General features: G+C 62.3%; 19 protein-coding genes, 1 tRNA gene and 1 pseudogene. 10 read left to right on the plus strand and 11 right to left on the minus strand.

All coding sequences use genetic code 11. From position 1 onward, the window contains the following. Positions 1-30: 30 nt before the first annotated feature. Genes E3E12_RS05730 through ccmC form a run of 4 tightly spaced genes read right to left on the minus strand, consistent with a single transcriptional unit; the run spans position 31 to position 3803 of the window. On the minus strand, positions 31-2235 hold the full coding sequence (locus E3E12_RS05730; RefSeq protein ID WP_141443459.1) for a cytochrome c-type biogenesis CcmF C-terminal domain-containing protein: 2205 nt from the start codon (positions 2233-2235) through the stop codon (positions 31-33). Beyond that, on the minus strand, positions 2228-2824 hold the full coding sequence (locus E3E12_RS05735) for a cytochrome c maturation protein CcmE (RefSeq protein WP_206338641.1): 597 nt from the start codon (positions 2822-2824) through the stop codon (positions 2228-2230). Before E3E12_RS05735 ends, E3E12_RS05730 begins: the two co-directional genes overlap by 8 nt. 11 nt (positions 2825-2835) lie before the next feature. Beyond that, a complete protein-coding gene (locus E3E12_RS05740) occupies positions 2836-3027 on the minus strand; it encodes a hypothetical protein (RefSeq protein ID WP_141443460.1) in 192 nt (63 codons plus the stop codon). Further along, positions 3024-3803 (minus strand): heme ABC transporter permease CcmC, encoded by a 780-nt coding sequence (gene ccmC, locus E3E12_RS05745; RefSeq protein ID WP_168194403.1) that lies wholly within the window; start codon positions 3801-3803, stop codon positions 3024-3026. The genes E3E12_RS05740 and ccmC overlap by 4 nt, the downstream gene beginning before the upstream one ends. 212 nt (positions 3804-4015) lie before the next feature. Here ccmC and E3E12_RS05750 point away from each other — a divergent pair, with 212 nt between their 5' ends. Then, complete coding sequence (locus E3E12_RS05750; RefSeq protein WP_141443462.1) at positions 4016-4969, plus strand: EcsC family protein; 954 nt, start codon at positions 4016-4018, stop codon at positions 4967-4969. Between the two features lie 52 nt (positions 4970-5021). On the opposite strand, the gene E3E12_RS08885 is transcribed toward E3E12_RS05750, so the two are convergent. Then, positions 5022-5192, minus strand: coding sequence for a hypothetical protein (locus E3E12_RS08885; RefSeq protein ID WP_168194404.1), 171 nt, complete (start codon positions 5190-5192; stop codon positions 5022-5024). A gap of 102 nt (positions 5193-5294) precedes the next feature. Here E3E12_RS08885 and aat point away from each other — a divergent pair, with 102 nt between their 5' ends. The 7 genes from aat (at position 5295) to E3E12_RS05785 (ending at position 16495) form a co-directional block, all read left to right on the plus strand. After that, positions 5295-5969, plus strand: coding sequence for a leucyl/phenylalanyl-tRNA--protein transferase (gene aat, locus E3E12_RS05755; RefSeq protein ID WP_408869939.1), 675 nt, complete (start codon positions 5295-5297; stop codon positions 5967-5969). A 189-nt stretch (positions 5970-6158) separates the two neighbouring features. Next, positions 6159-6779 carry a hypothetical protein gene (locus E3E12_RS05760; RefSeq protein WP_141443464.1) on the plus strand — a complete coding sequence of 207 codons (621 nt, stop codon included), beginning with the start codon at positions 6159-6161 and terminating at the stop codon, positions 6777-6779. Between the two features lie 132 nt (positions 6780-6911). Next, positions 6912-10304, plus strand: a complete 3393-nt coding sequence (locus E3E12_RS05765) for a YhdP family protein (protein ID WP_141443465.1) — start codon at positions 6912-6914, stop codon at positions 10302-10304. Positions 10305-10346: 42 nt separating this feature from the next. Next, positions 10347-11720 carry a replication-associated recombination protein A gene (locus E3E12_RS05770; RefSeq protein WP_141443466.1) on the plus strand — a complete coding sequence of 458 codons (1374 nt, stop codon included), beginning with the start codon at positions 10347-10349 and terminating at the stop codon, positions 11718-11720. Between the two features lie 187 nt (positions 11721-11907). Then, entirely contained in the window at positions 11908-12882 is a 975-nt protein-coding gene (locus E3E12_RS05775; protein ID WP_141443467.1) for an RluA family pseudouridine synthase, read from the plus strand. 48 nt (positions 12883-12930) lie between these two features. Then, positions 12931-15663: an AsmA family protein gene (locus E3E12_RS05780; protein WP_141443468.1), complete on the plus strand. Its 2733-nt coding sequence runs from the start codon at positions 12931-12933 to the stop codon at positions 15661-15663. 112 nt (positions 15664-15775) lie between these two features. After that, on the plus strand, positions 15776-16495 hold the full coding sequence (locus E3E12_RS05785; protein WP_141443469.1) for an ATP12 family protein: 720 nt from the start codon (positions 15776-15778) through the stop codon (positions 16493-16495). Between the two features lie 74 nt (positions 16496-16569). On the opposite strand, the gene E3E12_RS05790 is transcribed toward E3E12_RS05785, so the two are convergent. The 3 genes and pseudogenes from E3E12_RS05790 to E3E12_RS05800 all read right to left on the minus strand — a co-directional run bounded on the left by E3E12_RS05790 (position 16570) and on the right by E3E12_RS05800 (position 19288). Beyond that, a complete protein-coding gene (locus tag E3E12_RS05790; RefSeq protein ID WP_141443470.1) occupies positions 16570-17415 on the minus strand; it encodes a winged helix-turn-helix domain-containing protein in 846 nt (281 codons plus the stop codon). Positions 17416-17429: 14 nt separating this feature from the next. Beyond that, positions 17430-18703 (minus strand): annotated as a pseudogene (gene ispF, locus E3E12_RS05795) (2-C-methyl-D-erythritol 2,4-cyclodiphosphate synthase). A gap of 84 nt (positions 18704-18787) precedes the next feature. Then, complete coding sequence (locus E3E12_RS05800; RefSeq protein WP_141443471.1) at positions 18788-19288, minus strand: ApaG domain-containing protein; 501 nt, start codon at positions 19286-19288, stop codon at positions 18788-18790. A gap of 168 nt (positions 19289-19456) precedes the next feature. On the opposite strand from E3E12_RS05800, the gene E3E12_RS05805 reads away from it, so the two are divergent. Further along, positions 19457-19530, plus strand: a tRNA-Gly gene (locus E3E12_RS05805). 199 nt (positions 19531-19729) lie between these two features. On the opposite strand, the gene E3E12_RS05810 is transcribed toward E3E12_RS05805, so the two are convergent. Together E3E12_RS05810 and E3E12_RS05815 are read right to left on the minus strand one after the other, a co-directional pair. After that, on the minus strand, positions 19730-20152 hold the full coding sequence (locus E3E12_RS05810; RefSeq protein WP_141443472.1) for a hypothetical protein: 423 nt from the start codon (positions 20150-20152) through the stop codon (positions 19730-19732). Between the two features lie 99 nt (positions 20153-20251). Then, positions 20252-20908, minus strand: coding sequence for a hypothetical protein (locus E3E12_RS05815; RefSeq protein WP_141443473.1), 657 nt, complete (start codon positions 20906-20908; stop codon positions 20252-20254). Between the two features lie 125 nt (positions 20909-21033). Between E3E12_RS05815 and E3E12_RS05820 the strand changes: the two genes are divergently transcribed. Then, entirely contained in the window at positions 21034-21798 is a 765-nt protein-coding gene (locus E3E12_RS05820) for a hypothetical protein (protein WP_141443474.1), read from the plus strand. Between the two features lie 44 nt (positions 21799-21842). Here E3E12_RS05820 and E3E12_RS05825 read toward each other — a convergent pair whose 3' ends face one another. Next, positions 21843-22748 carry a dihydrodipicolinate synthase family protein gene (locus tag E3E12_RS05825; RefSeq protein ID WP_141443475.1) on the minus strand — a complete coding sequence of 302 codons (906 nt, stop codon included), beginning with the start codon at positions 22746-22748 and terminating at the stop codon, positions 21843-21845. Between the last annotated feature and the right edge of the window lie 347 nt (positions 22749-23095).

Genomic DNA, 23095 nt, shown 5'->3' on the forward strand with positions numbered 1-23095 from the left:
GACCTCCGGTTGTGAGGTGACGTCATGGCTTCAAACCCCCTCGCCTGATGCTGTTGCAGGGGTGGTGCGGCACGCAGGCAAGTGCCGCCTTGGCCGCACTAGTCCCATCAGCCCCCCTGCCATCATCAGCGCTGCTCCTGCCCAAAGCCAGCTTCCACAAGGCTCGCGCCTGAATTCCACCGTCCAGCGTGGCACTCCCCCTGGGTGCAAGGGCGGCAGGGGAGCGCCCAATGAAAGGCGCACCATGGCACGCCCTGTTAGCAAGCGCGCAGGATGGCTGATGGTGGGACCACGCGCTAAGGTGTCTTGGCTGGTGTTCTCACCTGGTGCGGCAAGGCGCGGCGTGCTGTAGTCACGGCGTTCTGGGGCCAAGGCTGCCCCGTTGCTGGCGCTGAAATGAGCCGTGGTTACGAGGGCGCGGCCAGCGCGGTATGTTTCCAATCCGTCAAAATGCCAGGCCTGCCCTTGGAAGCGCACTGTCGCGCCAGGACTGACATCCCAAACCCTATGCTGCCCCATGGCCATGCCGCACATACCCAGAACAGCGATGGCCACACCTGTGTGGGCCACCAAACTTGCCTGGGCGCTAAGCTTGCGCCCTTCTGGAGCGGCAGCACCCCCTTGGTGGTTTAGACGCGCCATGACGATGCTCTGCAACCCTGAAACCAAAAGCGTGCCCGCCAAAGCGACCGTCAGGGCCACAGCGCCCCCTGTTGCGCCCCACAGAAGGCATAAAGCCCCCAAAGCCATCCCCACCAGCGCTGGCACCACCAGCCACCGCCCTGGCTGGGGGGCCCCCAAGGCAGGCACTAATGCCATGGCCAGCAGCATGACCCAAAGGACTGGCCGCTCTGTACTGGTGAAGAAAGCACCCCCCACCCCAAGCGCCATGCCCCCCAACGCTTGCCACAGCACGGGGTAAAGTGTGCCCAACAATGTCAGTCCCGCCAGCAGGCAACACAGAATGGCGCATAGCGCCAGCGCAGCACCCTGTGAAAAGGGGGCGAAGCGCTGCCCGCCAGGCAGCCTTGGCGCGCGGAAGGCGTAAAGCAGCAAGCTGCCCAGCACAGGCGCGCCAACAGCCCCCAAGGCCATTTTGGTGCCGCTTCCGTTGAAACTGTGCACAGAGGCCAGAAGGCCAGAGCGGCTCAACATCATGCCCAGCAACGCTGTGCCAAAGCCCAGCAAAGCCAGAAGCACGGTCAGGGAGCGCAGCCCTGCCGGTTTGTTGGTGCCAGCCTGGGCTGCATGGAATAGTCCCAGCGCGCTAAGCCAGGGCAGCAGGGCCATATTCTCCACTGGGTCCCAGAACCAGTAGCCACCCCAACCCATCACCCCATAAGCCCACCAGGACCCAGTGGTGATGGCTGCCGTCAGCACAAGCCAAGCCCCCAAGGCCCAACGCTGCATGAGCTTGCCCCAATATGCCAGGGTGGCTGGCCCCAACAACCGCCGCGGCATGAGGAGAAGGGCGATGGCTAACCCCCAGGGCACCGCCAGCAAAGCCCACCCCTCTGCCAGCAAAGGTGGGTGGAAAGCGATGAAGGGATGTTCCAGCAAGGGGTTAAGCCCCACACCGCCAGCAGGGGGCGGCCACAGCCGCCTGAAAGGGTTGGCGGCCAGCAAAAGCGCCATGGCCAGCGCTGTGACCAGCAAGGACAGCACAGCGCACACGATGCGGTCTATGCGGTTAAGCGTGCTGGGGAAAGTGCCGCCTGGGTTGGGGTGCTGTTGGCCGGCAGGTTGATTGGCCAGTGAACGGGGCCTGTGAGTCTCAGGCGGGCTGCAGGTTGGGGGCGTTGGTTGCGTGCGGCCTACCCATCCCCAGTACCAGCTAGCAAGCCACAGCAGCGTTACAGACGCCATGGCAGCGCATTGCAGCAACAGGGCACCTTCAGGGCTGCTCCACAGCCCAGCTAGGCGGTACAAGAGGGCCGTGGCACCTGGGGCTGCCGTCATGAAAACGCCAAGGGTGGAGTAATCCTCCCCCCATGCCGCTACAGCCAGGCAGGCACAGGCCAGGAAGCAAGCACCGCTTTGCGAAACCATAGCAAGGCGGGCCAGCCTCCCCAAAGATTGCTGGCGCCCTGGCGGGACCCAGCATGAAGCCAGCAGCACGACCAAGGCCCCTATGCCTAACGCGCAGCACAGCGCCAGGCTGTAATGGCCCAGTTCAGGGCTGAACCACCCAACCCAGCCAGGGCAGGGCTGTGGAAGTTGCCACGCCTCAGCCATGGTGGGGGGTTGCAAGGGGCAGTGGGGCGCTTGGGGCTGCGTTGCGCTTGCTGCCAGGCTGGCGGTCAGTCATGGCAGGTGGTTGGTAGCGTTCGTCATGCTTGGCCAGGAGTTCCCGCGCCATGAACTGGCATGGCCCCTTGGCGCCAGCACTCCCCCTTTGGGGCAGGCAATGCCACTGCCCTGTGACAATGGCGCCGCTGCCTTCATGGAACAAATCAGGGATGGGGCCTTGATAGCGTACTGGAACGCTGGCGTGGCCATCGGTCAAGGTGAAGGCCACAACGCCATCAGCCCCATGCTGGATGGACCCTGCTACCACCAACCCTCCCAGATGGCATGGCGTGACCGCCCAAGCCTGGTGGGCAGCACCCCCTGCCAGCAGGGCTGTGGGGGTAAGGTAGTAAGACAAGCTTCCTGTGAGGGCACGTCCCACCAACACCCCCCCACCAGCCAAGCAGGCCAGCAAGACCAGGCCAGCGTAGCAGCGGCGGAACAAGCGCTGGCGATAGGGCTGGGTGATGCCGCTTGGGGTGATTTCGGTCCAGCCTTCCCCCTGCGTTTCCATAGGCTGTGCACCGTCTTTCATCAAAGCAGCCATCAGCGCAGAGCCTGTTGCAGGGCGCTGCGGGCACGTAACCGCCCCCGCCAGCACAGCAGCAACGCCAGTGCCCAGCACAGCAGTACCAACACAGCACCCAGCGCCACCAGTCCAGGCGCGCTGACGTGGCCAGCAGGGGCGCCCAGGGCAGCTGTGGCCCATTCAAGCAGTTTGTGGGGTTGTGCCATCATGATGGTGCAGCCCACCTTATGTGGCGCCAATGTTCTAGCAGGGCTAGCTTGTCTTGAAGCATGTGGTAGCGCAGCAAAGCGCACAGGACCGCCAGCGCCATGAAGCCAGCCCCGCACAGCAGCAGCGGCACCAGGAAGGCCGCATTCATGGCGCTGTGCCCACCACCGGCTGCGGCAGGCAGCAGGCGCAGGCTGCTGCCCTGGTGAAGGGTGCTCCACCACTGCACACTGAAATGGATGACAGGCAAGTCGCACAGCCCCACCAGCGCCAGAACGGCTGCTGCCGTCCAACCCCGTTCGGGCGCATCAAAGGCGTTTTGCACAGCAATGAGGCCACAATAGAGGAAGAATAGGATGAGCATGGACGTCAACCTGCCATCCCACACCCACCACGCGCCCCATGTGCTGTGCCCCCAGAGGCTGCCTGTCAACAAGCAGAGGAAGGCCGCCAACGCGCCCAAGGGCGCCATGGCCTGCCCAGCCAAGGCCCAGCGCGGTTGGCGCGTCTTGAGGAAAAGCGCGCTTGCCACGCCAATCAACCCATAGAAAAGCAAAGCGATCCACGCCATGGGCACATGAAAGTACATCAGCCGCACCACCTCGCCCTGATGGCGCTCAGGGGGGGAAGTGACCAGACCCAGCCACATGCCCCAGGGGAGGGACAACACAGCGCAGGCCCCCAGCGCCCAAAGTGGCCATGTGGTCTGGGATGATGGGCTTTGGGTAGGGGGCATGGGGTGGCTGGTACTGTGGTGGGGCATGGCGCGGCAAACCATAGCTGCAGATGGCCCCTTGTGCCACTGTGCGGGGGCTGGGCTGTCCTGTTCCTGTTTTGGGAAAGGCTCTTGGCGGCCCAAGCAGCCTGCCCAGGCGTAGCAACAAGCCGTTTGGGGTTTGGCGCGGCAAAGGGGTACAAGGGGCCATGGCGCCACCATGCTGCCAATCCAGATTCCACCCACCAGCCTGCAACGTGTGAAAGAAAGCTGCCATGACTGCATCCTCCAGCACGACTCTGCCTGACCAACCCCTTTGGCGCGACATGGATCAAGAAGCCACCAGACAGCTTCATGCGGCCCTGGCTGGTGTTGAAAAGGAACGCGGCACACTCTCCCGCTTGGCTGGCCTAATGGGGGGTGCTGCTGGTCAGGCAGCCCAGCTGGGCGCACAGGGCATGGCGCTGATGCCCGGCCTGAGTGAGAGGATCCAGGGGGCTGCGCGCAAAGCCATTGAAGGCGCTTACAGCGTGGCCATTCTGGGCCTGGCTGAAAAAAGACCTGGTGTCACGGCGCCCACACAGCAAGCAGCCCCAGGGCGCATCCCCTCTGAAATGCGTGAGAACCTTTCCCAGATGGCTGTGGCCGTTTCAGGGGCTTTGGGCGGTTTTGGCGGGTTCCTTACCATGATGCCTGACGTGGGGTTCACCACTTTGACCATCATGCGCGAAATCGCTGCCATCGCTCAGGAGGAGGGCGAGGACCTCTCTTCACCTGACACCCGCCGCGCCTGCCTGGAGGTATTCGCCCTGGAGCATTACGGCACACGCCCCCAACAGGGGGAGGGAGATCCTGACGGCATTAGCGCGGGCGAGAACAAGGAACTGGGCTTCTTCGCTGCCCGCGCTTTACTGCGTGGGCGCCCCCTGGTGCTGCTGATGGCAGAGGTGGCAGGCCATTACGGTCTGGGGCTTTCTCGCAAACTTGCTGCCCAGATGGTGCCTGTGGCAGGGGCTTTATGTGGGGCTGCGTTGAATTCTGCGTTTCTGGCTCATTACAGGGCTGTGGCGCGGGCCCACTTCACCATCCGCCGGCTGGAGCGCAACCATGGTGACGCCGTGCGTGCAGCGGCTGAGGCTTGGCGCGGCAGCCAGCCAGCCCCCGGCAAAGCCACCCCCAAAGGCCCAGCGCCTGAACCTGAAGGCCAGGATGTCAGCTACACAGGCTGAACGAACCAGCCTGGCAGGCCAGGCCAGGCTGGGCAGCGGTTTAGGGGAAACGTCAGGTGGAATCGCCTTTGGACGGTGCCAGCAGGTAAAGTGCCCCGCTCAGCAACAGGCAAGCGAGGGCCTCTACCATAAGGATGTGGGCTGAGGTGGCGTAAGTTGGCCACAGCCAGCCCCCTAGCGCGAGCAGAAAAAAACAGATGAGGTAAATAAACGTGATGGGCATGGCTTCCCTCATAGCCGGGCTTGCGTGCCATGGCCAGCTTTGCAGGCTAGGTACAAAGCGCACGGCACACGGCCCATGGCAAAGGAGGGGCAGTTGGCTGAAGTGACCACCGCCACGCTTCTGGCGGCCTACCGCTTGGGAGCCTTCCCCATGGCGCCAGATGCTACCAGTGACCAGCTTCACTGGTACATGCCTGAGCAGCGCGGCATCATGCCCCTTGCTAGGACCCCCGTTCAACGTGCCAAACCCTTCCCGGCGCGGCTGATGCGCACAGTGCGTTCAGGGCGTTTTGAGGTCACCAGCAATACAAACTTTGCGCAGGTGGTACGGGCCTGCGGGCCAAGCCATACCCAGCGCGCTAGCGACACCTGGATAAGCCCGCGCATTGAAAAGCTCTACACAGCGCTCCACCACCAGGGTCACGCCCATTCGCTGGAGGTGTGGTCACCCCTTCAGGGGGGTGGGCAACGGTTAGTGGGGGGGCTTTATGGCGTGGCACTTGGTGGGGCGTTCTTTGGCGAAAGCATGTTCAGCACTGAACGTGACGCCTCCAAGGTGGCGCTTGTCCACCTTGTTGCCGCCCTCAACCAGGCGGGCTATCTTCTGCTGGACACGCAATATGTGACCCCTCACTTGGCCAGCTTGGGTGGGGTGGCAATCAGCCGCCCCCACTACGAAGCGCTACTGGCAAAGGCCTTGGCCCATGAGGGGCCAGCGTGGCCAGCGCAGGTTGGACTTGTCGCCCTGGGCGCTGCGCTGAAGGACCTGGGGGCTTGAAGCCCTGCGGCTGGCCAGGCGTTGTGCAACCGGCTTTGGCGCAGGTTTTGAATTTTAAAGGTCGATGAGATGATAACAACCACCAGCCCCACAGCCATGGCCCCAAGGACCGTGAACAGCTGCCCCAACTTACAGCCCTGGGTTGGTTGGCGCGCCAGGGCCGCCTGGGCCCTCCTTGGGTTGGGTCTGGTGGCGGTTGCCCCCCAGGCGCAGGCGCAGGTTCAGCCAACACCAGTGGCTGGCAGCACAGTCCATCCCCCTCTCACCCCTCTTCATGACGTGACGGTGACCTACCTTTTCCGCGCCCAGCACCGCCCTGGGGAAAAGGACATGGGACCTGAAAAGCCCGTGACGGTCTCCTTCGGGCAGACGGGCGACCGTGTGCGCATTGAAAGCGCTGGCGCCAAGGGCGTGACCATCCTTGACCGCCCCGCCCAGAAGGTTACCCTCATCAGCAATGGCGAGCGGAGCTACATTCAGTTCCTGCCGCTCCATGGTTTGCGCAATCCGTTCATGCTTGACCTCAACATGCAGTATAAGCCAGGTGCAATGGCTAAAGTGGCTGGCGTGCCGTGCCAGCAATGGGCCATTACCTCCCCCCAAGGTCATGCTGACGCCTGCATCACCGCTGACGGTGTTATCCTCAGTGAACATGGGGTGGATGCAGACGGTATCGCTGGGCAGCTGGACGCCACTGCTGTCCATTATGGGCCTTTGCCTGCCAGCTTGTTTGAACCACCCGCTGGCTACAAAAAAGTGACGCCACCCCAGGTTGGGTCTACCAAAGCGCCGTCAGCCACCAACCATTAACCTGTGACCTGCTACCCTAGGGCCACCTTCCCTTCAAGTGCGCCTGCTGGCGGGGCGGGGCTTTTGGCCGGGCTGTGAGAAGCGAGATTTTACGTGACGCCACCCCAACAGGCCCCCAGGCCTTCATCTAGCATGATAACCTGGCGTGGCGCTTTGGCAGCCACAATGCTGCTGGGTTGTGCCCTTCTGGTGGCGCTGCCTGTGGCGATGGGGGGGGCTGCTTTGGAGCAACGCCTAGGCGCTGGCCCAGTGGCGGTCACTTCCTTAGTGGCGCGCTTTCTGCCCCACCAATTCACCATAACGCTGGGGCAGGGCCGGGAAGCCTTGGTGCGCTGGCGGCAAATTGGCTTGAACTGGCATTGGGCTGACCCAGACTGGCTGGAGGTCAATTTGGCTGGCCTGGCGCTGGATCCGCTGCCAGGGCAGCACGGCCCACAAGCACAGCTGGCCAGGGGGCAAGTGCGGCTGCGCCTCACCCCCCTTTTGCGGCGCAGCGTGGTTGTGGGCCGTGTCACGCTTGATGGGCTGGAGGCAACGTTGCCAGCCAGCATGGCGCAACCAGCACAGCCAAAACAGCCTGCACCAGCTGCCTCAACAAGTGCCACGCCATCCAAATCCAACCCGCCCTCTGTGCGCAAACCCTCTAGCGCTCATGGCCAGAAGGGTTGGCATCTTGACCTGAGCGCGTTCTCCACCCTCGCTTTGACCCATGTTAGGGTCCAGCTGCAGCTAGCTAAGGGGATGGGTCCCACCACGCCCCTTCTGGTTTCCACGCCCCAGCTGCTTGTGATCCATGGCGGTGGCACTGGGCCAGCGTCTGGCGGTGATGTGTGGTCAGGTGGTGGTCACGTCATGTTGGCCATGGGCGGGCAGGCGCTCCAGGCTAAGCTGCACCTAGAAACCGTTTTGGCGGCTGCCGGTGCGCAAAGCGCCTGGGTGGGGGCGCCTGAGCAGACGCTCTGGCAACTGCAAACCGACCCCATCGTGCCAGCACGCCTGGCCCCTTGGCTGCCACAAGCTGCAAGGGAGGCATTATCCCCCTGGCAGGTGCCTGTCGCAGTGCAGGCCTCTGGCCTCTGGCCTTCCACCGCCCATGGTGGGCAGCGTGCGCAAGCGACTGTGCAGGTGGACCTTGGGGCTGGGCACATGCTTCAGGACAAGGCGCCCCCCCTTCATTTCCATGATGCCCACGTGGTGGTCACAGGCAGCTGGGAAGGAGGGCTGGCGTTTAGGAAGGCGCACATCAACCTGCCCCGCATCCATTTTGGCATGGTAGATAGCGCAGGCCGCCTGGTTCCGGTAGATGGCACAGGTTCCATGGGTTGGGATGATCTGCAAGCTGGCAAGGCCATAGAGCTTGACGCCCGTGCCACCATGGGGGAAGCGCACTTCGCGAACCTGCTCTCACTTTGGCCTAAAGGCTTGGCTGAAGGGGGCAGGCGCTGGGTGGGGGGCAACATTACCGCTGGCACGGCCACGGGCTTCGTCCTGCACTTGCACGGTAAAAGCGCCCCCACCCAGGCCCCTGGTGATCTGTTCGGCAATGTCAACCTCACCACCTTGGAAGGCCACGTTCACGGCCATGGGTTGACCGTGTGGTGGCTGCGCCCGGTGCAGCCCATCACAGGGCTGGAGGCGGAGGGTGTCTTCATCAACCCCAATGTCATTCACATCCCCCTGGGGGGTGGGCATATGCGGGATGGCCTTGGGGGCTTCATCAACGTGCCCAAGGGCGATGTCTTGCTGACGGCCCTCATGGCTAACACCAACTACGGTACCATCAAGGTGGATTTGAACGGCCATTTGCCAGGCGTTTTGAAAGTACTGGCCAATCGCAGGCTGAACCTACTTTCACGTTACCACCTGCCTCTTTCCCATGTCGCTGGTGACGTCAAGGGCCAGTTGAAGGTCTTCCTTCCCTTGGATGAAAACGTCACCATGGGACAGGTGGGTTTCAACGCCAATGTGGATATGAGGCGCGTCCAGGCTCGTGCCCCTGTAGTGCAAAGCATCAAGGACGGTCAGGGCAAGCTGCACGTCACCAGCGATTGGATGGCGTTTAAGGGTTTTGCTTTCATGCATGGCCTGCCCATCCATATGCGGCTTTGGCAGAATTTTGATGCCCCCGCCCCAGGTATGGTCATGGCGCGCGCCAATTTGCGCGCGCTGGTCACCCCAAGCGCCCTCAGGAAGTCTGGGCTGGACAGCGATGGCCATTTCACAGGCCAGGCGGCGGCGGAGACAACCGTGCTGCAAACGCACCTAGGCCCCAAGCGCAACAACCTGGACATTGGGCTGAGCCTTGACCTGACCAAGGCAGGACTCCTCACGCCGGTTTGGCGCAAGCAGGCAGGCGTACCTGCCTATTCAAGCGCCCATGCGGTTTGGGAGGGTGGGCATTTGGTGGCGCTTGATCATCTGGCCGCTGACGGGCCGCAGCTCCATGTGCGCGGCAAGGCCATCCTGCTTGACAATGAGGTGGCCGGCGCGCGCCTAGTGCCCTTTGACATTGGCCAGACCAGGGCTGCCTTGGAAGGCCTGTGGCCAACGGCCCACCACCCTGAACGAACATGGGAGGCCAACTTGCGTGCCAGCGTGTTTGACCTGGCAGGCGCCCTCCAACCCAGCCAAGGGCCGCAGAAGAACCCTGTTAAGCTGGAGGAGGAACATCCACGTGCCAAACCAACGCCTGTGCAGCTTCCAGCCGGCAAGTGGAACGTGCGCCTGCAAGCGGACAAATTGCTTTACCGCCCTGGCGTGGCCTTGGGCCATGTGCTGGCCACGATGGCATGGGACCACCGCACGCTTGAGCAGGCCCAGCTTGACCTGGAAAGCCCCTACCCCCTTCATGCGCGCCTAATGCCAGATCAGCGCGTGCCAGGTGACCGCACCATTGCGCTCCATACAAGCAATCTTGGCGGGGTTTTGAATGTCATGGGCATCACGCCGCTTTTTCAGGGCGGGCAAACAGCGCTTGAAGGGCGCTTCCACCCAGACAGCATGGCTGTGGGCACGCCAGAGGACCATTTGGGCGTGGGACTTGGGCTGATGCCCTTCAAAGGCCACCTTCAGGTGCGCCATTTCGACTATGTGCCTGCCCCCAAGGGCAAAGTGACTGGTGGTAAGGCTGCTTCAGGTCCTTCAGCTTTAGCTCCTGCAAAGGCCACCAAGCCATCAGACTGGTTCAGTGGCCTCAATCTGGATGTCGATTCAGAAGCGCGCGACCGTGTGCTGACCATCAGCAATGGCTTGGTGGAGAACGACTTGCTGGGGGGCACTTTCAAAGGCAATGTCGACCTTGGAACGCGCGCCATGGCGCTGCATGGCACTATCACCCCCCTTTACCCGCTCAACAGCTGGCCTGGGCGCATTCCAGGAATTGGGTGGCTTTTCGCGCCTGAGAAGAACAGCGGGCTGTTCTCAGCGCTTTACAATGTCCATGGCGCGCTCAACCATCCTGTCGTTGACCTCAATGGGTGGGCGTTGCTGCTGCCTGGCGTCCTGCGCCTGATGTTGCCCCATTAGGTCAATTGTGGCGGCGACCTGGGAGAAAAAGGGAGAGAAGGCATGGGCGCAGATTTGTTCGCGCAATCTGGGGAAGGGCCATCTGGCCAGCCCCAGACTGAAGCCGCTAGCCACGCCGCACCTCTGGCGGAGCGCTTGCGCCCCCGCGCCTTGCAGGATGTGGTGGGCCAGCCCCAGCTCATCGGCCCAGAAGGGCGGCTGTCGCGCTTGCTGCAGTCTGGGCAGCTGCCCAGCCTGGTGCTGTGGGGGCCGCCTGGGTGCGGTAAAACCACCCTAGCGCGCTTGCTGGCAGGGGAGGTGGGGCTGGTTTACCAGGCCGTGAGCGCCATCCAATCAGGTGTGGCAGAATTGAAGGCTGCCTTCACCCAGGCCCAGAACCGCTTGGAGCGTTCAGGGCAGCGCACACTGCTGTTCGTTGACGAGATACACCGCTTCAACCGTGCGCAGCAGGACAGCTTTCTGCCCGTTGTGGAGCGGGGAACGGTTGTCCTGGTGGGCGCCACCACAGAAAACCCCTCCTTTACGCTCAACGCTGCCCTGCTGTCGCGTTGCCAGGTTATGGTTATGGAACGGCTGGACGCTCCAGCCCTGGAATCTTTACTGCAGCGCGCTGAAGCGGCGCTTGGCCGTCCCCTGCCCCTGACGGTTGAAGCCAGGCGCCTGCTGTGCGCCATGGCTGATGGGGATGGGCGCCATCTCCTCAACCAGGTGGAGCAGCTGGCCGCCTTACGCCCCGCACCGCCAGCAGGGGCTGGCGAGGGCGCATCTGTTAGCGCTGATGAGCTGCCCACTTTGCTGTCGCGCCGTGCAGCTCTTTACGACAAGGCGCGCGATGAGCATTACAATCTGATTTCCGCCCTCCACAAATCACTGCGCGGCAGCGACCCTGATGCTGCCCTTTACTGGTTTGCGCGCATGTTGGAAGGGGGAGAGGACCCGCGCTACATAGGCCGCCGCCTGGTGCGTTTTGCTTCTGAGGATGTGGGGGAGGCTGACCCCACATCCCTGCCTTTGGCGCAGGCAGGCCTTGCTGCCTATGAGCGTTTGGGCAGCCCTGAGGGTGAGCTGGCCCTGGCCCAGGTGGTGGTGCATTTGGCTGTGGCCTCCAAGTCAAACGCTGTGTACGCAGCCTACAAGAAGGCCCGTGCCCTAGCTGCGCGCACAGGCAGCTTGACGCCGCCAGCCCATATCCTCAACGCGCCGACCAAGCTCATGGCAGAACTAGGCTACGGGGTGGGCTATGCCTATGACCATGACCAGGAAGGGGCCTTTTCAGGCCAGAACTACTTCCCAGAGGCCATAGAGCGCCCCAGCCTCTACGTGCCGACTGGGCGCGGTTTTGAGGCGCGCATCAAAACCAGGCTGGAAGAGAACGCGCGCCTGCGTGCAGCACGCCAAGCCAAACAGGACCCTTAGCGTCCCCTCAAGCGCCCCAGGTCCAACCAAACCGTGCGGTAACCAGCTGAACAACGGTTGGGGCGGTTGGTTCCCACGGGTACGGCGGCCATGTTACAAACACCCCACCAGCATGGGCACGCTTCAAGCAGCAAGCAAAGCGCATGGCTTGGGCAGGCAACGCCCCCACCAGCACAGAGAAACCAGAATGGCCGTTGAACACGTCACCGTCACTGAAGATGAAGCCGACATCCGGCTTGACCGTTGGTTCAGGCGCCGTTACCCGAACCTGACGCAAGGGGCCATTCAGAAAGCCTGCCGTACAGGCCAAATCAGGGTGGACGGCAAACGCGCGCAGACCAGCACGCGCCTGCTGCCTGGGCAGGAAGTGCGCATTCCCCCCCTGCCTGACGTCAGCCGCCCCGCCCCGCCGCCACCGCCAGATCCGCTGACCAGGAAACGCCTTGAATCCATGATCCTCTACCAGGATGATTCAGTGATCGTCCTCAACAAGCCCTCTGGCCTTGCCACGCAAGGGGGGCCTGGCATCCATGAGCACATCGACATGATGTTGGAGGCGCTGCGCCCTGAGGGGGGGGACAAGCCGCGCCTTGTTCACCGCATTGACCGTGACACATCAGGCATTCTGCTGATTGCGCGCACCCCTGGGGTGGCGGCCAAGCTGGCGGCTGCCTTCCGTGAGCGTGAGGTGGAGAAAACCTACTGGGCCATCGTCACAGGGCGCCCCAACCCAGCTGAAGGCATTGTGGACCAGCCCTTGGCCAAGGTGGGCGCTGGTGGTGGCGCTGTGGTGGTGCCCGCCGACCGCAAGGATGAGGAGGCGGTTTCAGCTAAAAGCGCTTATGAGGTGGTGGACGCTGCAGCGCGCAAGTTCTCCTGGCTAAAGCTTTCCCCTCTGACAGGGCGCACACACCAGCTGCGCGTCCATTGCGAAAGCCTGGGCACCCCCATTGTGGGCGACCCGCGCTATGGGGGGGAGAAGGCCCACCCGGAAGGCTTTGCGGACAGGCTGCACCTCCATGCGCGCGAGCTGGACATCCCCCACCCTCAAGGGGGGCGCTTGAAGGTAGCAGCCCCCTTGCCCCCCCACATGAAGGAAACCTTCAGCAAGCTGGGCTTTGTGGCAGGTAGCACGCCTGAACCCACCCGCACCCCGAAGTAAAGCCTCAACCAACGCGCAGCGTGCGCCACAGCAGGAAAGCAGGCGACAGTGACAGAGCAAGACAAGAAAAAAGGTTTGCTGGCACGCGTTGGGCGTGGTGGGCGCTTTGCCCTGGGTGCGGCCACAGTGGTATTGGTGGTGGCTGTGGGTGCCACAGTAACCATTAATGCCCAAATCAACCAAAAAGCGCTAACGGCCAGCCTCGCCCAGGCTGTGCGCCAAAGTACGGGGCTGGATTACACGGCTGCTGAAACCCATTTTCAGTTCCTGCCATGGCCTGTGGTCACGGCGCGCCAGGTCACGCTCAGCAGGCCAGGCTGCGCACCCCTGATGCAGGCCAAGGCCGTGCGCGCCAGCTTGGAACCGCTTGCATTGCTGCAGCGCGTCCTGCTCATACACAAAGCAAGCCTGGGCGGCCTGGTGGTGCAGACCAACCCTGAAGGCACTGGGGCAGGGCGCTGCGGCTGGCTAACCGACCCTGAACGCCAGCAGCCAACACCCAGCCAACCGGTCCCCCCTGGCACCACACGCGCTTTGCCGTGGCATGTGCGCCTTGAAGGGCTGGAGGCCAGCAAAGGCCGCATCCTGCAAGGAACCCAGACTTATCTGACCTTGCGCAGCCTGCAAGTGCGCAACCTGCAGGGCCAGCCGCACATCAGCATGGTAGGGCAGCATGATGCCTTCATGGTGGTTCTGGAAGGCAGCTTGAGCGACCTCCGCGATCTCCATGCTGGTTTGGGGCCAGTGCCACGCCCTGCACGCCCTGGTCACCAACCCCAACACCCCCTTGCTGAACGGCCATGGGCCTTCAGTGGGGAACTGCGCTGGGGTGTGGCTGAACACCAGCCAGCAGTACCTTTACTGCAGCGCAACCTGGCCAACATGGTGCAGCTGGATGGCGTTTTCAGGGCGCCTTCCCACCTTCAAGGTTTCTCAGGCCAGATCCAGGCCATTGTGGAGGATGGGGGCGCCTTGAAGGCCCTGTTGCCTGCCAGCACCAGCACGGCCTGGCCTGAAGGGAGCTTCACAGGGCTGGCGGGGCGCGCCAAATTGGCTAGTGATGGGCCCTCTGAACACGCTGGCACCATCCAGGATGGCAGCGCCCCTTCTGATGACAGCTGGCCTGGTTTTGTGGCGCGCCTTCGGACACTTTCAAGCCACCTCTACCCCCTTTCACTGGATGCTTCACTGGGGCAGGCTAGCCTGCCAGCACCTGGGGGAGCGGTCACGGTGCAAGCCCTCCATGCTGAAGCGCCCCAGCCCACAGCGCCACTCAAGCTTTCTGGCGCTTTCAGCTGGCCCTTGTGGGAACAAAGCTGGAAAGCCACAGCGGAAGCCGCCACCCTGGAAGGCGCTGTGAAGGCCTGGCGCCAGCCAGAGCACCCCCTTGTCCCCTTCACGGCAAATCTAGACCAGGCAAGCTTTTCCCCAAGCGTGCCACCTGACGCCAAGCTTGGCCATGTAGCTTTGAAAGGACAATTGGGGCGGCAGGCCATGGACTTCACCATGGCAGGTCATGTGCCCATCGTGCCTTTGGTGGCACCTGTGGTGACAGGTGCCCCTACCGGCAAGGCATTAGGCACCCTTTGGGGCCTGCATGAAGCCGTGTTTAGCAGCCATGTGTCTGGGCAGTTGGGGGAGGGACAACAAGGGAAACTCCTTGTCAATGACGTTGCCTTCCAAAGCCATGAATTGACGGCCTCTGGCACGGTCAGTGCCATACGCACGGCGCCAGGCAAGGTAGAGCAAGGCAGGGCGGAAGGAACATCACCTGCGACCACCCTTGATAGCCAACTTCACTTCAGCACGGTTGATGGCGATGCCCTTTTGGCAGGGTGGCGCCAATGGCGCGCGCACCTACCACCTGTGGCGCCCTCACCTTCTGTTCAGCGTGAAAGCTGGCACTGGTGGCAGGGTTTGTTGGAGCGCAATCAGGGTGATGAACGCTGGACGGCTGGCCAGGTCCGCTTGGGCGGGTTGAGCTACAGCCACGCGCAGGCCCATTTGGTGGCTGCCCACGATGTAGTGACGCTTGAAGCCCTCAAGGCGCAGGTCAACGGCATAGCTTTTGATGCAACCGCCAGCATGAACCTGCAATCCTTGCCGCCGCATTTCACTTTCCACCTGCAGCCTGCTGTGCTTCCAGCATCACTGGTGCAGGAAATGGTGGGTATGCCCCCTGTGGCCACAGGCACCATGGCCCTTGACGGCACTTTGTCCACCAGTGGCGATGACTTGGCCACCATGGCCGGGGCTGTTGTAGGGCGTTTGGGGGTGAGCATGGTCAACGGCACGTTGGCGCCCAGCGCCCTTGCCCCCTTGGCTGGCAAAGGCCAGGCCCAGTCCAGCGCTGCCAAGGGGCGCGCGTTGCCGTTGCGTTGCTTAGCAGGCCATTTCACGTTCCATGACGGCACAGGCGCTGCTGACGCCCTGGCTCTCCAGACAGGGCCGCTGACCTTAACGGGCACTGGCAGCCTCAGCCCAGCCACAGGGGCTTTGGGGCTGGTGCTTTATGACCATGTGCGCCAAGGCGACCATCTTTATTCATTGCCGTTCAGGCTGGAAGGCACGCTGCAGCAGCCCAAGCCCATCCTGCATGACGACCCCATGCTGGACGTCACGCCAGGGGAGGCTGAAAACGACCTTTGCGCGCCAGCCATGATGAAGGCCCTTGATGGCCGCACCCCTTCAGCAGCGTTGCCGGCAGGGGCCACAGCCAGCTTGGCGGGGCCACGCCCCCAGAACATGGCCGCCGCCATCATGCGGGCCATCGGGCATTGAAGGCCAACCTGCTAAGGTTGGGGCACAGTGGGTTCCAAAGAGGGCCTATCAAATGAGGCACAAAGGGTTGCGGCGCTCGTCCCAGCCCTGCATGTGAAAGGGAGTGGCCATCATGACCAGCGCAGCCGCCAACAACGCCATGAGGCGTAAATGGAAAACCGTTACCGTGGCGCCTTCAAGCGCTGATCCAAGCCGCAGCGGCCCAGCTTTGGACGGCAAATTGGTGAAGCTGCCCAGTGGCAGCGAACTTGCCGTTTCCTCCCCAGCTTTGGCCCAAGCGCTGGCTGACGAATGGGCGGCCATCGCGCCTGACGCTCCCCTGACCCCAGCTGACCTGCCGCTGACGCGCATCACCGGCAACCGCCTTGACCGCATCGCCCCGCACATGGACGGCACGCGCGCAGCCCTGTTCAAATACGGTATTGATGACGCGCTGAGCTACCATTCAGACAAGCAGCCGCCAGAAGCTTTGGGCAAAGCGCTGAAATGGGCTGATGGGCAGGGCCTGCGCCCCACCCCCACTGAAGGGTTGATGCCGGTGGAACAGCCTGATGACTACAAGCGCAGGCTCACCCGGATTTTGGAGAGTAAAAACCCTGATGAGCTAGCAACGCTTGGTGTCCTGGCGCCAGCCTTGGGCAGCCTCCTCATTCCCTTGGCGTTGCTGGATGGTGCCATCACCCCTGCTGAGGCCATCAGTCTGGGCACAGCTGATGAACGCGCCCAACTTGCTGAATGGGGCCATGATGATGAACTGGCCAAGCGCATCAAGGACAATGAGCAGGACGTCCATGACGCCTTGAAATACCACCAGCTGACCACAAGGAACTGAGCAGCGCCCTGCACTGCCAGGGTGCAGCGCTGTTTAGCGGGTGCTCCCCCAACTGTGAGGAGGGGGCTTCAGCTTTACTTGTGGAGGTAGGCCATCAGCTTGGGGAGTTCTTCTGCAAGGGATTTTTCGCGTGGTTTCTGCAGGTACTCAATGGCGCCCAGGCTGTCCCATTGGGCACCTTGCCGGTTGAGGGATGGTTCCAAGGTTTCCATCAGGATGGATTCAAGCGTGGTGATAAGGCCGTTGGCCTGCAGGGGCGCGCTTGTTTTCTCCAAATGGGGTGGGGACTGCTCATCCCGCTGGACCACACCATAAAGGCCAAACCAGGAAAACCTGTCCCAACGCCCACTCAGCCTGTCCCTGGTGTGGTCCAGAAGACGCCTGCCAAGCGTGGCGTTGCTTTTGTTGGTGCCTTTGCTTTTGTCTGAGTTGCCAGCTTGGCCTGCATAAACGGCCTTGGCGCCATCATAAAGGATGTAGACGCCGACCTCCTCGCTGAAGTCAACGCTTTGGCTGGCCCCCTGGGCTGTTCCCACCAGACGTGGTTTGGCGCCCCTCCAGTCCACCCAAGCGCGCCGCCAGAACATGCCAAAAGCCTTCACCCCGCCGGCATCCTCAGTTGCCTGGGGTTGGGTGGGTTCAAGCTTTGCCAGGGCAGCTGGACGTTTACTTGGCGTAGTTGTGCTGGGGGTTGCAAGGCGCCAACGGGTGGGGCGGTTGCCTTCACTGGCCACGGCGCCAGATGGCTGCAGTTGGGCGTAGAGCTGCGCATTGATGGTGGCTTCAGGGGTGGCGCCCGTCAGTGTGCGCAACCCTTTCTGCTTGATGGTGGCTGCAATCTCCCCCACCGTTGCAGGCTGGCACAGCGCAAGCGCCTTCAAGATGGCTTCAGACCAGTTCTGCGAAGGGGTCTTGCCCATGGTGCTGGCCCTTTTCAGTCCTCGTCTGGCAGCAGGACGCTGACAGTCGCCAGGCAGGCCATGCCTTCACCACGCCCGGTAAAGCCCAGCTTCTCCGTTGTGGTGGCCTTGACGGAAATGCGCTTTGCGCCAACCCCCAGCAAATCAGCCAGGCGGGCGCGCATGGCTTCTACATGGGGGCCAATTTTGGGGCGCTCGCAAATCAAGGTCAGGTCGGCATTGGCCAGCCGGCCACCATGGCTTTTGATGAGCGCGCCTGCATGGCGGAGGAAACGCGCTGAATCCATGTTCAGCCACGTGTTGTCGCTGGGGGGGAAATGCTTGCCGATGTCACCTTCGCCCAGCGCGCCATAAATGGCATCGCAAAGGGCATGGATGCCCACATCAGCGTCAGAGTGGCCAGCAAGGGCATGGCTGTGGGGCACTTCCACGCCGCACAGCATCAGCTTGCGTCCTGCATCCTTGGTGAAGGCGTGGACATCATAGCCCAGGCCACTGTGGGCAATCAGGGGGGTGGGTGCAGTCATGAGGGCATTCCTTCATCGGGGGAGGGGGGCTGGGCGCCGTCAGCCAGCAAGCGCTCAAGCCGCCTGAGGTCACTGGCCAGTGTGAGCTTGATGTTGTTTTCATCGCCAGCAACCACATGGACGGGGTGGTTCTGGCGTTCCAGCAAAAGCGCATCATCAGTGCAAGGCGCGTCAAGGTCGCGGTGAAGCGCCAGCAGAAGGGGGAAAGCAAATCCCTGCGGCGTTTGCGCGCGCCACAACCCAGCGCGCGGGACGGTGCCCGTGATAACGCCATTCTCCACCTTTTTAAGGGTGTCGCTGACGGGAACCGCTGGGATGACGCCAGAAGCCCCGCCAGCCAATGCGTTGATGACGGCTTTCGTAACAGCGTTTGGCACGTAAGGCCGCGCACCATCATGCACCAGGACAAGATCAGGGGGCTGGGCCAAGGCCGCCAAGGCCTCCAGGCCAGCGCGCACGCTGTCTTGGCGTTCAGCGCCGCCTGCCACGGCAGGGCGCACCTTGTCGGGGGGCAGTCCAGCCAAGGCCTGCTCCAGGAGGGGGCCAGTCCCCACAGGCTGCAGCACATCCACATGGGGCAGCAGTGCCTGGGCCGCATGGCGCAGCACGGGTTGGCCAGCCAACATCACGTACTGCTTGTCAGGCGTGCCTGGCCCTGCGCCAGCCGCAAAGCGGCGCCCCCGCCCCGCAGCCAGCAGAAGCGCCGCCACGCGGAGCCGCGGGGCTTGTGGGGGGGGCGTGGTGGTGGGTTTGGGCTGCATGGCGTTTTCCGGCGGTGTTAGGGCAGGCGAAGCGTGCGCGCACAGCGCCCAACAGGGGTGGGAAGGGTTGTTGGGACGAGTTTTTCAGTGTTTGTCGTGCAGAAGTAAGGAGGGCATGTCCAGGCTGAAACTGGGAACAATGATATCGTCAGCATGCCAAAGACCAGCTGGGGTGGCGTGGACTGCATGGTAAACCCCCATAATAAAGGCGCCTGGCATGTCCATTTCAGCTGTGGCTGTGTATTCAAAGGCGCTTTGGGGGGCAATTACAGGTTGTTCACCACCAACGTCCCCATCCTCCAGCTGGTGTGTTTGGCCATTGCAGCCAATGCATGTCCAACTGCGTCCCAGAAGTTGCAGGCTGGCCCTGCCCCTGTTTTCCACAATGACATGGTAAAGCCAGCAATAGTGCCGCTCCTCAGGGCTGGACTGGTCATCCAGCCACATGGTGCGCACACTTACAACGACATCGCCGGTGCGGGCCTTGAAACCGCCCAAGTGCGACAGCCGGCCAGCAAAGGGCCCTTCATCGCTGCCTTCATCATCCTGGTCGAAAAAGGGGGGCTGGTAAGGTTTGTCGATCATCGAACCTTTCTACTGGCCTGGTGGAATTTTGTCAGCCCGTCCTTGAGGGCGCTCTTTAGTTTGGAGCCGGGATGACAAAACCACTGCCAGGGTCTTCATAGGGGGATTGCAGGCGCAGCTAAGCTGCTTTATGAACAAGAACAACCCAAGCTGTTGCGCTTGAGCCATGCGGATGTAGTTCAATGGTAGAACGGCAGCTTCCCAAGCTGCATACGGGGGTTCGATTCCCCTCATCCGCTCCACGTATTTCATGATGTTGGCCCTGTGGCGCTTGTGCGCCATGGGGCCTTTGTCGTTTTAAGCCCTAAGAGCTAAGGGCTGGATGTGACGCGCAGCCATGAAAAAGCCCCGCCCCCTTGGGAAGGAAGCAGGGCTTCTTAACCATCACGCCATGCCAGCTAGGCTGCGGGGCTATGACGTGGAAGGCGGCTTGGTCAGACCTCAAACCACGCGCATATCGGCTTCCTTGGCATGGGCCAAGCGGTCGATCTGGGGCATGATTTCATCAAGGAACGTGCTGGCTGCCTCATTGGGGGAGGTGCCGGCTTCATCAATCAGGTCATTGATGCGGCTCATGAGGTTGTCATAGCGCTGCAGCAGGTCATGGGTCAGGCGGCCTTTGCCACCGTCTTCAGGGTTGGCGACCGCGCCAGAACGCTGGAAGGCGGTGGCGATGTCCTCGCGTGCATTGGCCAGAATGGTGCCGACATCCTCCCCCGTGCGCCCAGCGTTGCGCAGTTCCTCACCCAGGAATGACAGGTCAAGGGTGTAAGTGGCCTTGTTGCCATGGCCCTGGTCCTTGAACTGGTAACGGCGCTTCTCACGCTCGATGTGGGGCTGCTCAAAAGCTTTATGGTGTGACATGAAGGTTATCCTGCAATGGAAGGTTTGAGGTGGCCTTGATAGGGCCCTGGCTTTGCGCGCCAAGGCCAGCTCAGGCCGTTGGGTGGCCTTCAGGCGGCTTTAGTGGCCTTCTGAATGGCGCTGGCGCCAGCGGCGGCCAAGGGCGTAAATGCCGTGGTCGGTTTTGTGGGCTTCATCTTCGCCAAGCGATGTGTAGTCAATATTGACGTCATCACCTGAAAGCACCTGAAGGCGGCATTTCTTGGCAGGCTCATTGCCGTAGGCCTCGGCAAACAGGGCGTCAATCTCATGGCGGCGCTCCTCAGCGGAGGGGCCGTCAGCCACGATGAAGCCTGAAGGCTCGTTGGCGGGCGCGTCCTCGCCACCAAAAATCAGGCCAAAAGACATGGCGTGGAAATCAATGGGGTGACGGTTGAGGATAATGCCTTCAACCGTTTTGGTGGTGGCTTCAGCGTTGCCTTCATGCTTGTGGCCAGCTTTTTTCAGCAGGGCGCCAAGGGTGTGCTGGGCATCGCTCTGGCGGCCGGCGACACCTGCAAAAACCTTGTTGCTGGCGTGGTCGATGTGAAGGGCGGCGTAGGCATGGGCTGGATGGGAAGTCTGGGACATGTCCTGCTCGTGGCGTGAAATCTCGAAAAACGGGGCGCCAAGTTCAGGGCAGCCCCAATCCGGCCTGGGCCTGGGCCCTGCACGGTCGGAAGCGGGAAGCGGCTCGATGAACGCCTCCCCATCCTTGTAGCTTCTAGCAGGCTTCAAGGAAAGCATTCCCTGGCTCTTGCCGTGCGCACGCCTTGGCGGCACTGATGAGGCGTGGACAAAGCGCCAAGCCAGCGTGGTGGCCTGGGCGTGATGAAACGAGGGCCGGGAATTAAGGGGGCAGCATGCCACAAAGAGGTTTTGAAGGCATGGTGGGGCAGGGGCGGCCCTGGGGGTGGGGGCGTTGTCTACACCACGTTGCGCAGGCAGGCATGGCTTTGCTGGGTGTTTGGGGGTGTGCACATGCCGCCCCTGTAACCCCTGTGCTTGGGGCGCGCCATCCTGCAGCCCCATCAGGGCAGGCCCCCCTGCAGGACGGCGTTTATGAAGGCGCCATCGCTCCCCTCAACGAGCGCAAAACACGCCTTGCCCCCCAAGGCCATGTGCGCGTGACAGTGCATGGTGACACTGTGCGGGTGCTTGTTGTGGCAAGCGGGTTAGGACCCCGCCAGGTCTATGGCCAGCAGATCCAGGGTTTTTTAACGCCGTCTGGCCGTGATGGGGCTGGCAACAGCGCCCATTGCGCCACCTTGGCGCAGGACAGCAACCATGATGGTTACGTGGATGTGCCTGAGACCGTTGCTAGTTCAGGCATGATGTTGGTGCCGCTCAACGCCCAGCCAGCCGCCATGGACATGACGGCACCCACCTATCCCCGCAGCCTGGCAGACGGCACATACCATTATGACGTCACCCTAAAGCGCACGCGCCTTGAAAATAGATTGGCGCGCGCCTTCAACACCAGCCTTCTGCCAGCAACCAGGGTGATTTACCTTCATGGTGTCGCCCCTGGCAAAGCGTTGCCACGCAGTGTGTCCACCATTGGTTTCCAGCCTGCTTGGCAGACATTGCCCGTGGCCTGCGCGCTTTTGGTGAAGGTGGGGGGCTGAGCGTAGGCTGGCGGGCATGCTGTGCTAGCCCAAGCGCTTTTTGTTCAATCTAAGGTGCCGTCAATGGCAACGCGCAGGGCACGCGCAACGCCTTGGCGTTCCTCCTTCGTTAAGGGCAGGATGGGCAGGGGGGGCTGTGCTTCGGTCAGCCCCAACTCATTGGCGGCCGCATAGGCCACGCGCAGTGAATTGAAGGCACGGTCAAGCATCCAAAGGGGCTGCAGGCGCTCATTAAGGCGCGCCACCTCCCCCCCTTTGCGGGCCAATGCCGCTTTGGTGAGTGCCACACACAGTTCAGGCAACAGGCCAGCTGTCACGCTGTACCAAGTGTCTGCCCCTTCCATTAGGGCGGCGGCAGCGCCCCAATCATCGCTGTAACCGATGGAAAGATGGCTTGTGGCCCCTTCGCGCAGGCTGTTCAGTTCCTCGCGCACGGTACTGGCCAGGGGCAGGGGCGTTTTGAAGGCAGCCACATTGGGCAGTGCGGTTAGGCGCGCCATCAAGTGCCGGCTGATGCGGAAATGCGTTGTGGTAGGGGTGTTGTACACCACGATAGGCAGATAGGTGGCTTCGCAGACGGCCTTGTAAAGCTCGAAAACCTCATCCTCCGTCAGGGGGGTGTAGGAAAGCGGCGTCAGCAGGAGGGCGTCAGCGCCAGCACGCGCCGCATCCTGGGCCAGGCGAATGGTCTCATCTGTGCGCAGTGACCCCACGCCAGCAATCAGGGGAACCTGACCGCGCACCACCTCTGCCGCTGCGGCGATGGTGCGGGTGCGCTCCTCATGGGCTAGGTAAGGGTAAATGCCTGTGCTCCCGACAATGCCGATGGAATCCACCCCAGCATCAAGCAGGCGTTGGGTCAGGCGCCCAACACCATCTGTGTCGACAATGCCTTCAGCGTTGGCAGGCGTGATGGGGAAGGCTGACAGGCCACGGAAAAGAGATTTCATGGGTGGCTCCATTGGAAGGTCTTGGGGCTGAACAAGCACAGCCACCCCCCCTTTGTGGGCAGCAGCCGTGAAAACGTTGCGCAAGTTAACCAGATAAACAGAAAGATGCGCCACAGGGCGTGGCGCACAGTAGGTGTGCGTCACCATAGCCAGCAGGGCTTGGGGGGTGAACGGCCACTCAGTGCATAGGGGACATGCGTAGTACGGATTTGGCCCTTGAACCTTCAAACGCTCAGGCAAAAGCTGCCCAAGGGAAGCCTTGCTGAGGGGCAGGGGCACGGTTGGGGCCTTGCAGCCTTGCTAGCCTTGACCCATGTTCAAGACAGTGGCTGGGCTTGGGCAGCTGC

Origin of the sequence: Formicincola oecophyllae (assembly GCF_006542395.2) — a bacterium.
Taxonomy (GTDB): domain Bacteria; phylum Pseudomonadota; class Alphaproteobacteria; order Acetobacterales; family Acetobacteraceae; genus Formicincola; species Formicincola oecophyllae.

Bases quoted from the DNA above. Each gene is read 5' to 3' on its own strand.
- E3E12_RS05740 (WP_141443460.1), bottom strand. From the start codon at position 3,027: ATGATGGCACAACCCCACAAACTGCTTGAATGGGCCACAGCTGCCCTG.
- E3E12_RS05790 (WP_141443470.1), bottom strand. From the start codon at position 17,415: ATGGGCAAGACCCCTTCGCAGAACTGGTCTGAAGCCATCTTGAAGGCG.
- E3E12_RS08885 (WP_168194404.1), bottom strand. From the start codon at position 5,192: ATGCCCATCACGTTTATTTACCTCATCTGTTTTTTTCTGCTCGCGCTA.
- E3E12_RS05785 (WP_141443469.1), top strand. From the start codon at position 15,776: ATGACCAGCGCAGCCGCCAACAACGCCATGAGGCGTAAATGGAAAACC.
- E3E12_RS05800 (WP_141443471.1), bottom strand. From the start codon at position 19,288: ATGATCGACAAACCTTACCAGCCCCCCTTTTTCGACCAGGATGATGAA.
- E3E12_RS05825 (WP_141443475.1), bottom strand. From the start codon at position 22,748: ATGAAATCTCTTTTCCGTGGCCTGTCAGCCTTCCCCATCACGCCTGCC.
- ccmC (WP_168194403.1), bottom strand. From the start codon at position 3,803: ATGGTTTGCCGCGCCATGCCCCACCACAGTACCAGCCACCCCATGCCC.
- E3E12_RS05730 (WP_141443459.1), bottom strand. From the start codon at position 2,235: ATGGCTGAGGCGTGGCAACTTCCACAGCCCTGCCCTGGCTGGGTTGGG.
- E3E12_RS05820 (WP_141443474.1), top strand. From the start codon at position 21,034: ATGCCACAAAGAGGTTTTGAAGGCATGGTGGGGCAGGGGCGGCCCTGG.
- E3E12_RS05750 (WP_141443462.1), top strand. From the start codon at position 4,016: ATGACTGCATCCTCCAGCACGACTCTGCCTGACCAACCCCTTTGGCGC.
- E3E12_RS05735 (WP_206338641.1), bottom strand. From the start codon at position 2,824: ATGAAAGACGGTGCACAGCCTATGGAAACGCAGGGGGAAGGCTGGACC.
- E3E12_RS05770 (WP_141443466.1), top strand. From the start codon at position 10,347: ATGGGCGCAGATTTGTTCGCGCAATCTGGGGAAGGGCCATCTGGCCAG.
- E3E12_RS05775 (WP_141443467.1), top strand. From the start codon at position 11,908: ATGGCCGTTGAACACGTCACCGTCACTGAAGATGAAGCCGACATCCGG.
- E3E12_RS05810 (WP_141443472.1), bottom strand. From the start codon at position 20,152: ATGTCACACCATAAAGCTTTTGAGCAGCCCCACATCGAGCGTGAGAAG.
- E3E12_RS05765 (WP_141443465.1), top strand. From the start codon at position 6,912: ATGATAACCTGGCGTGGCGCTTTGGCAGCCACAATGCTGCTGGGTTGT.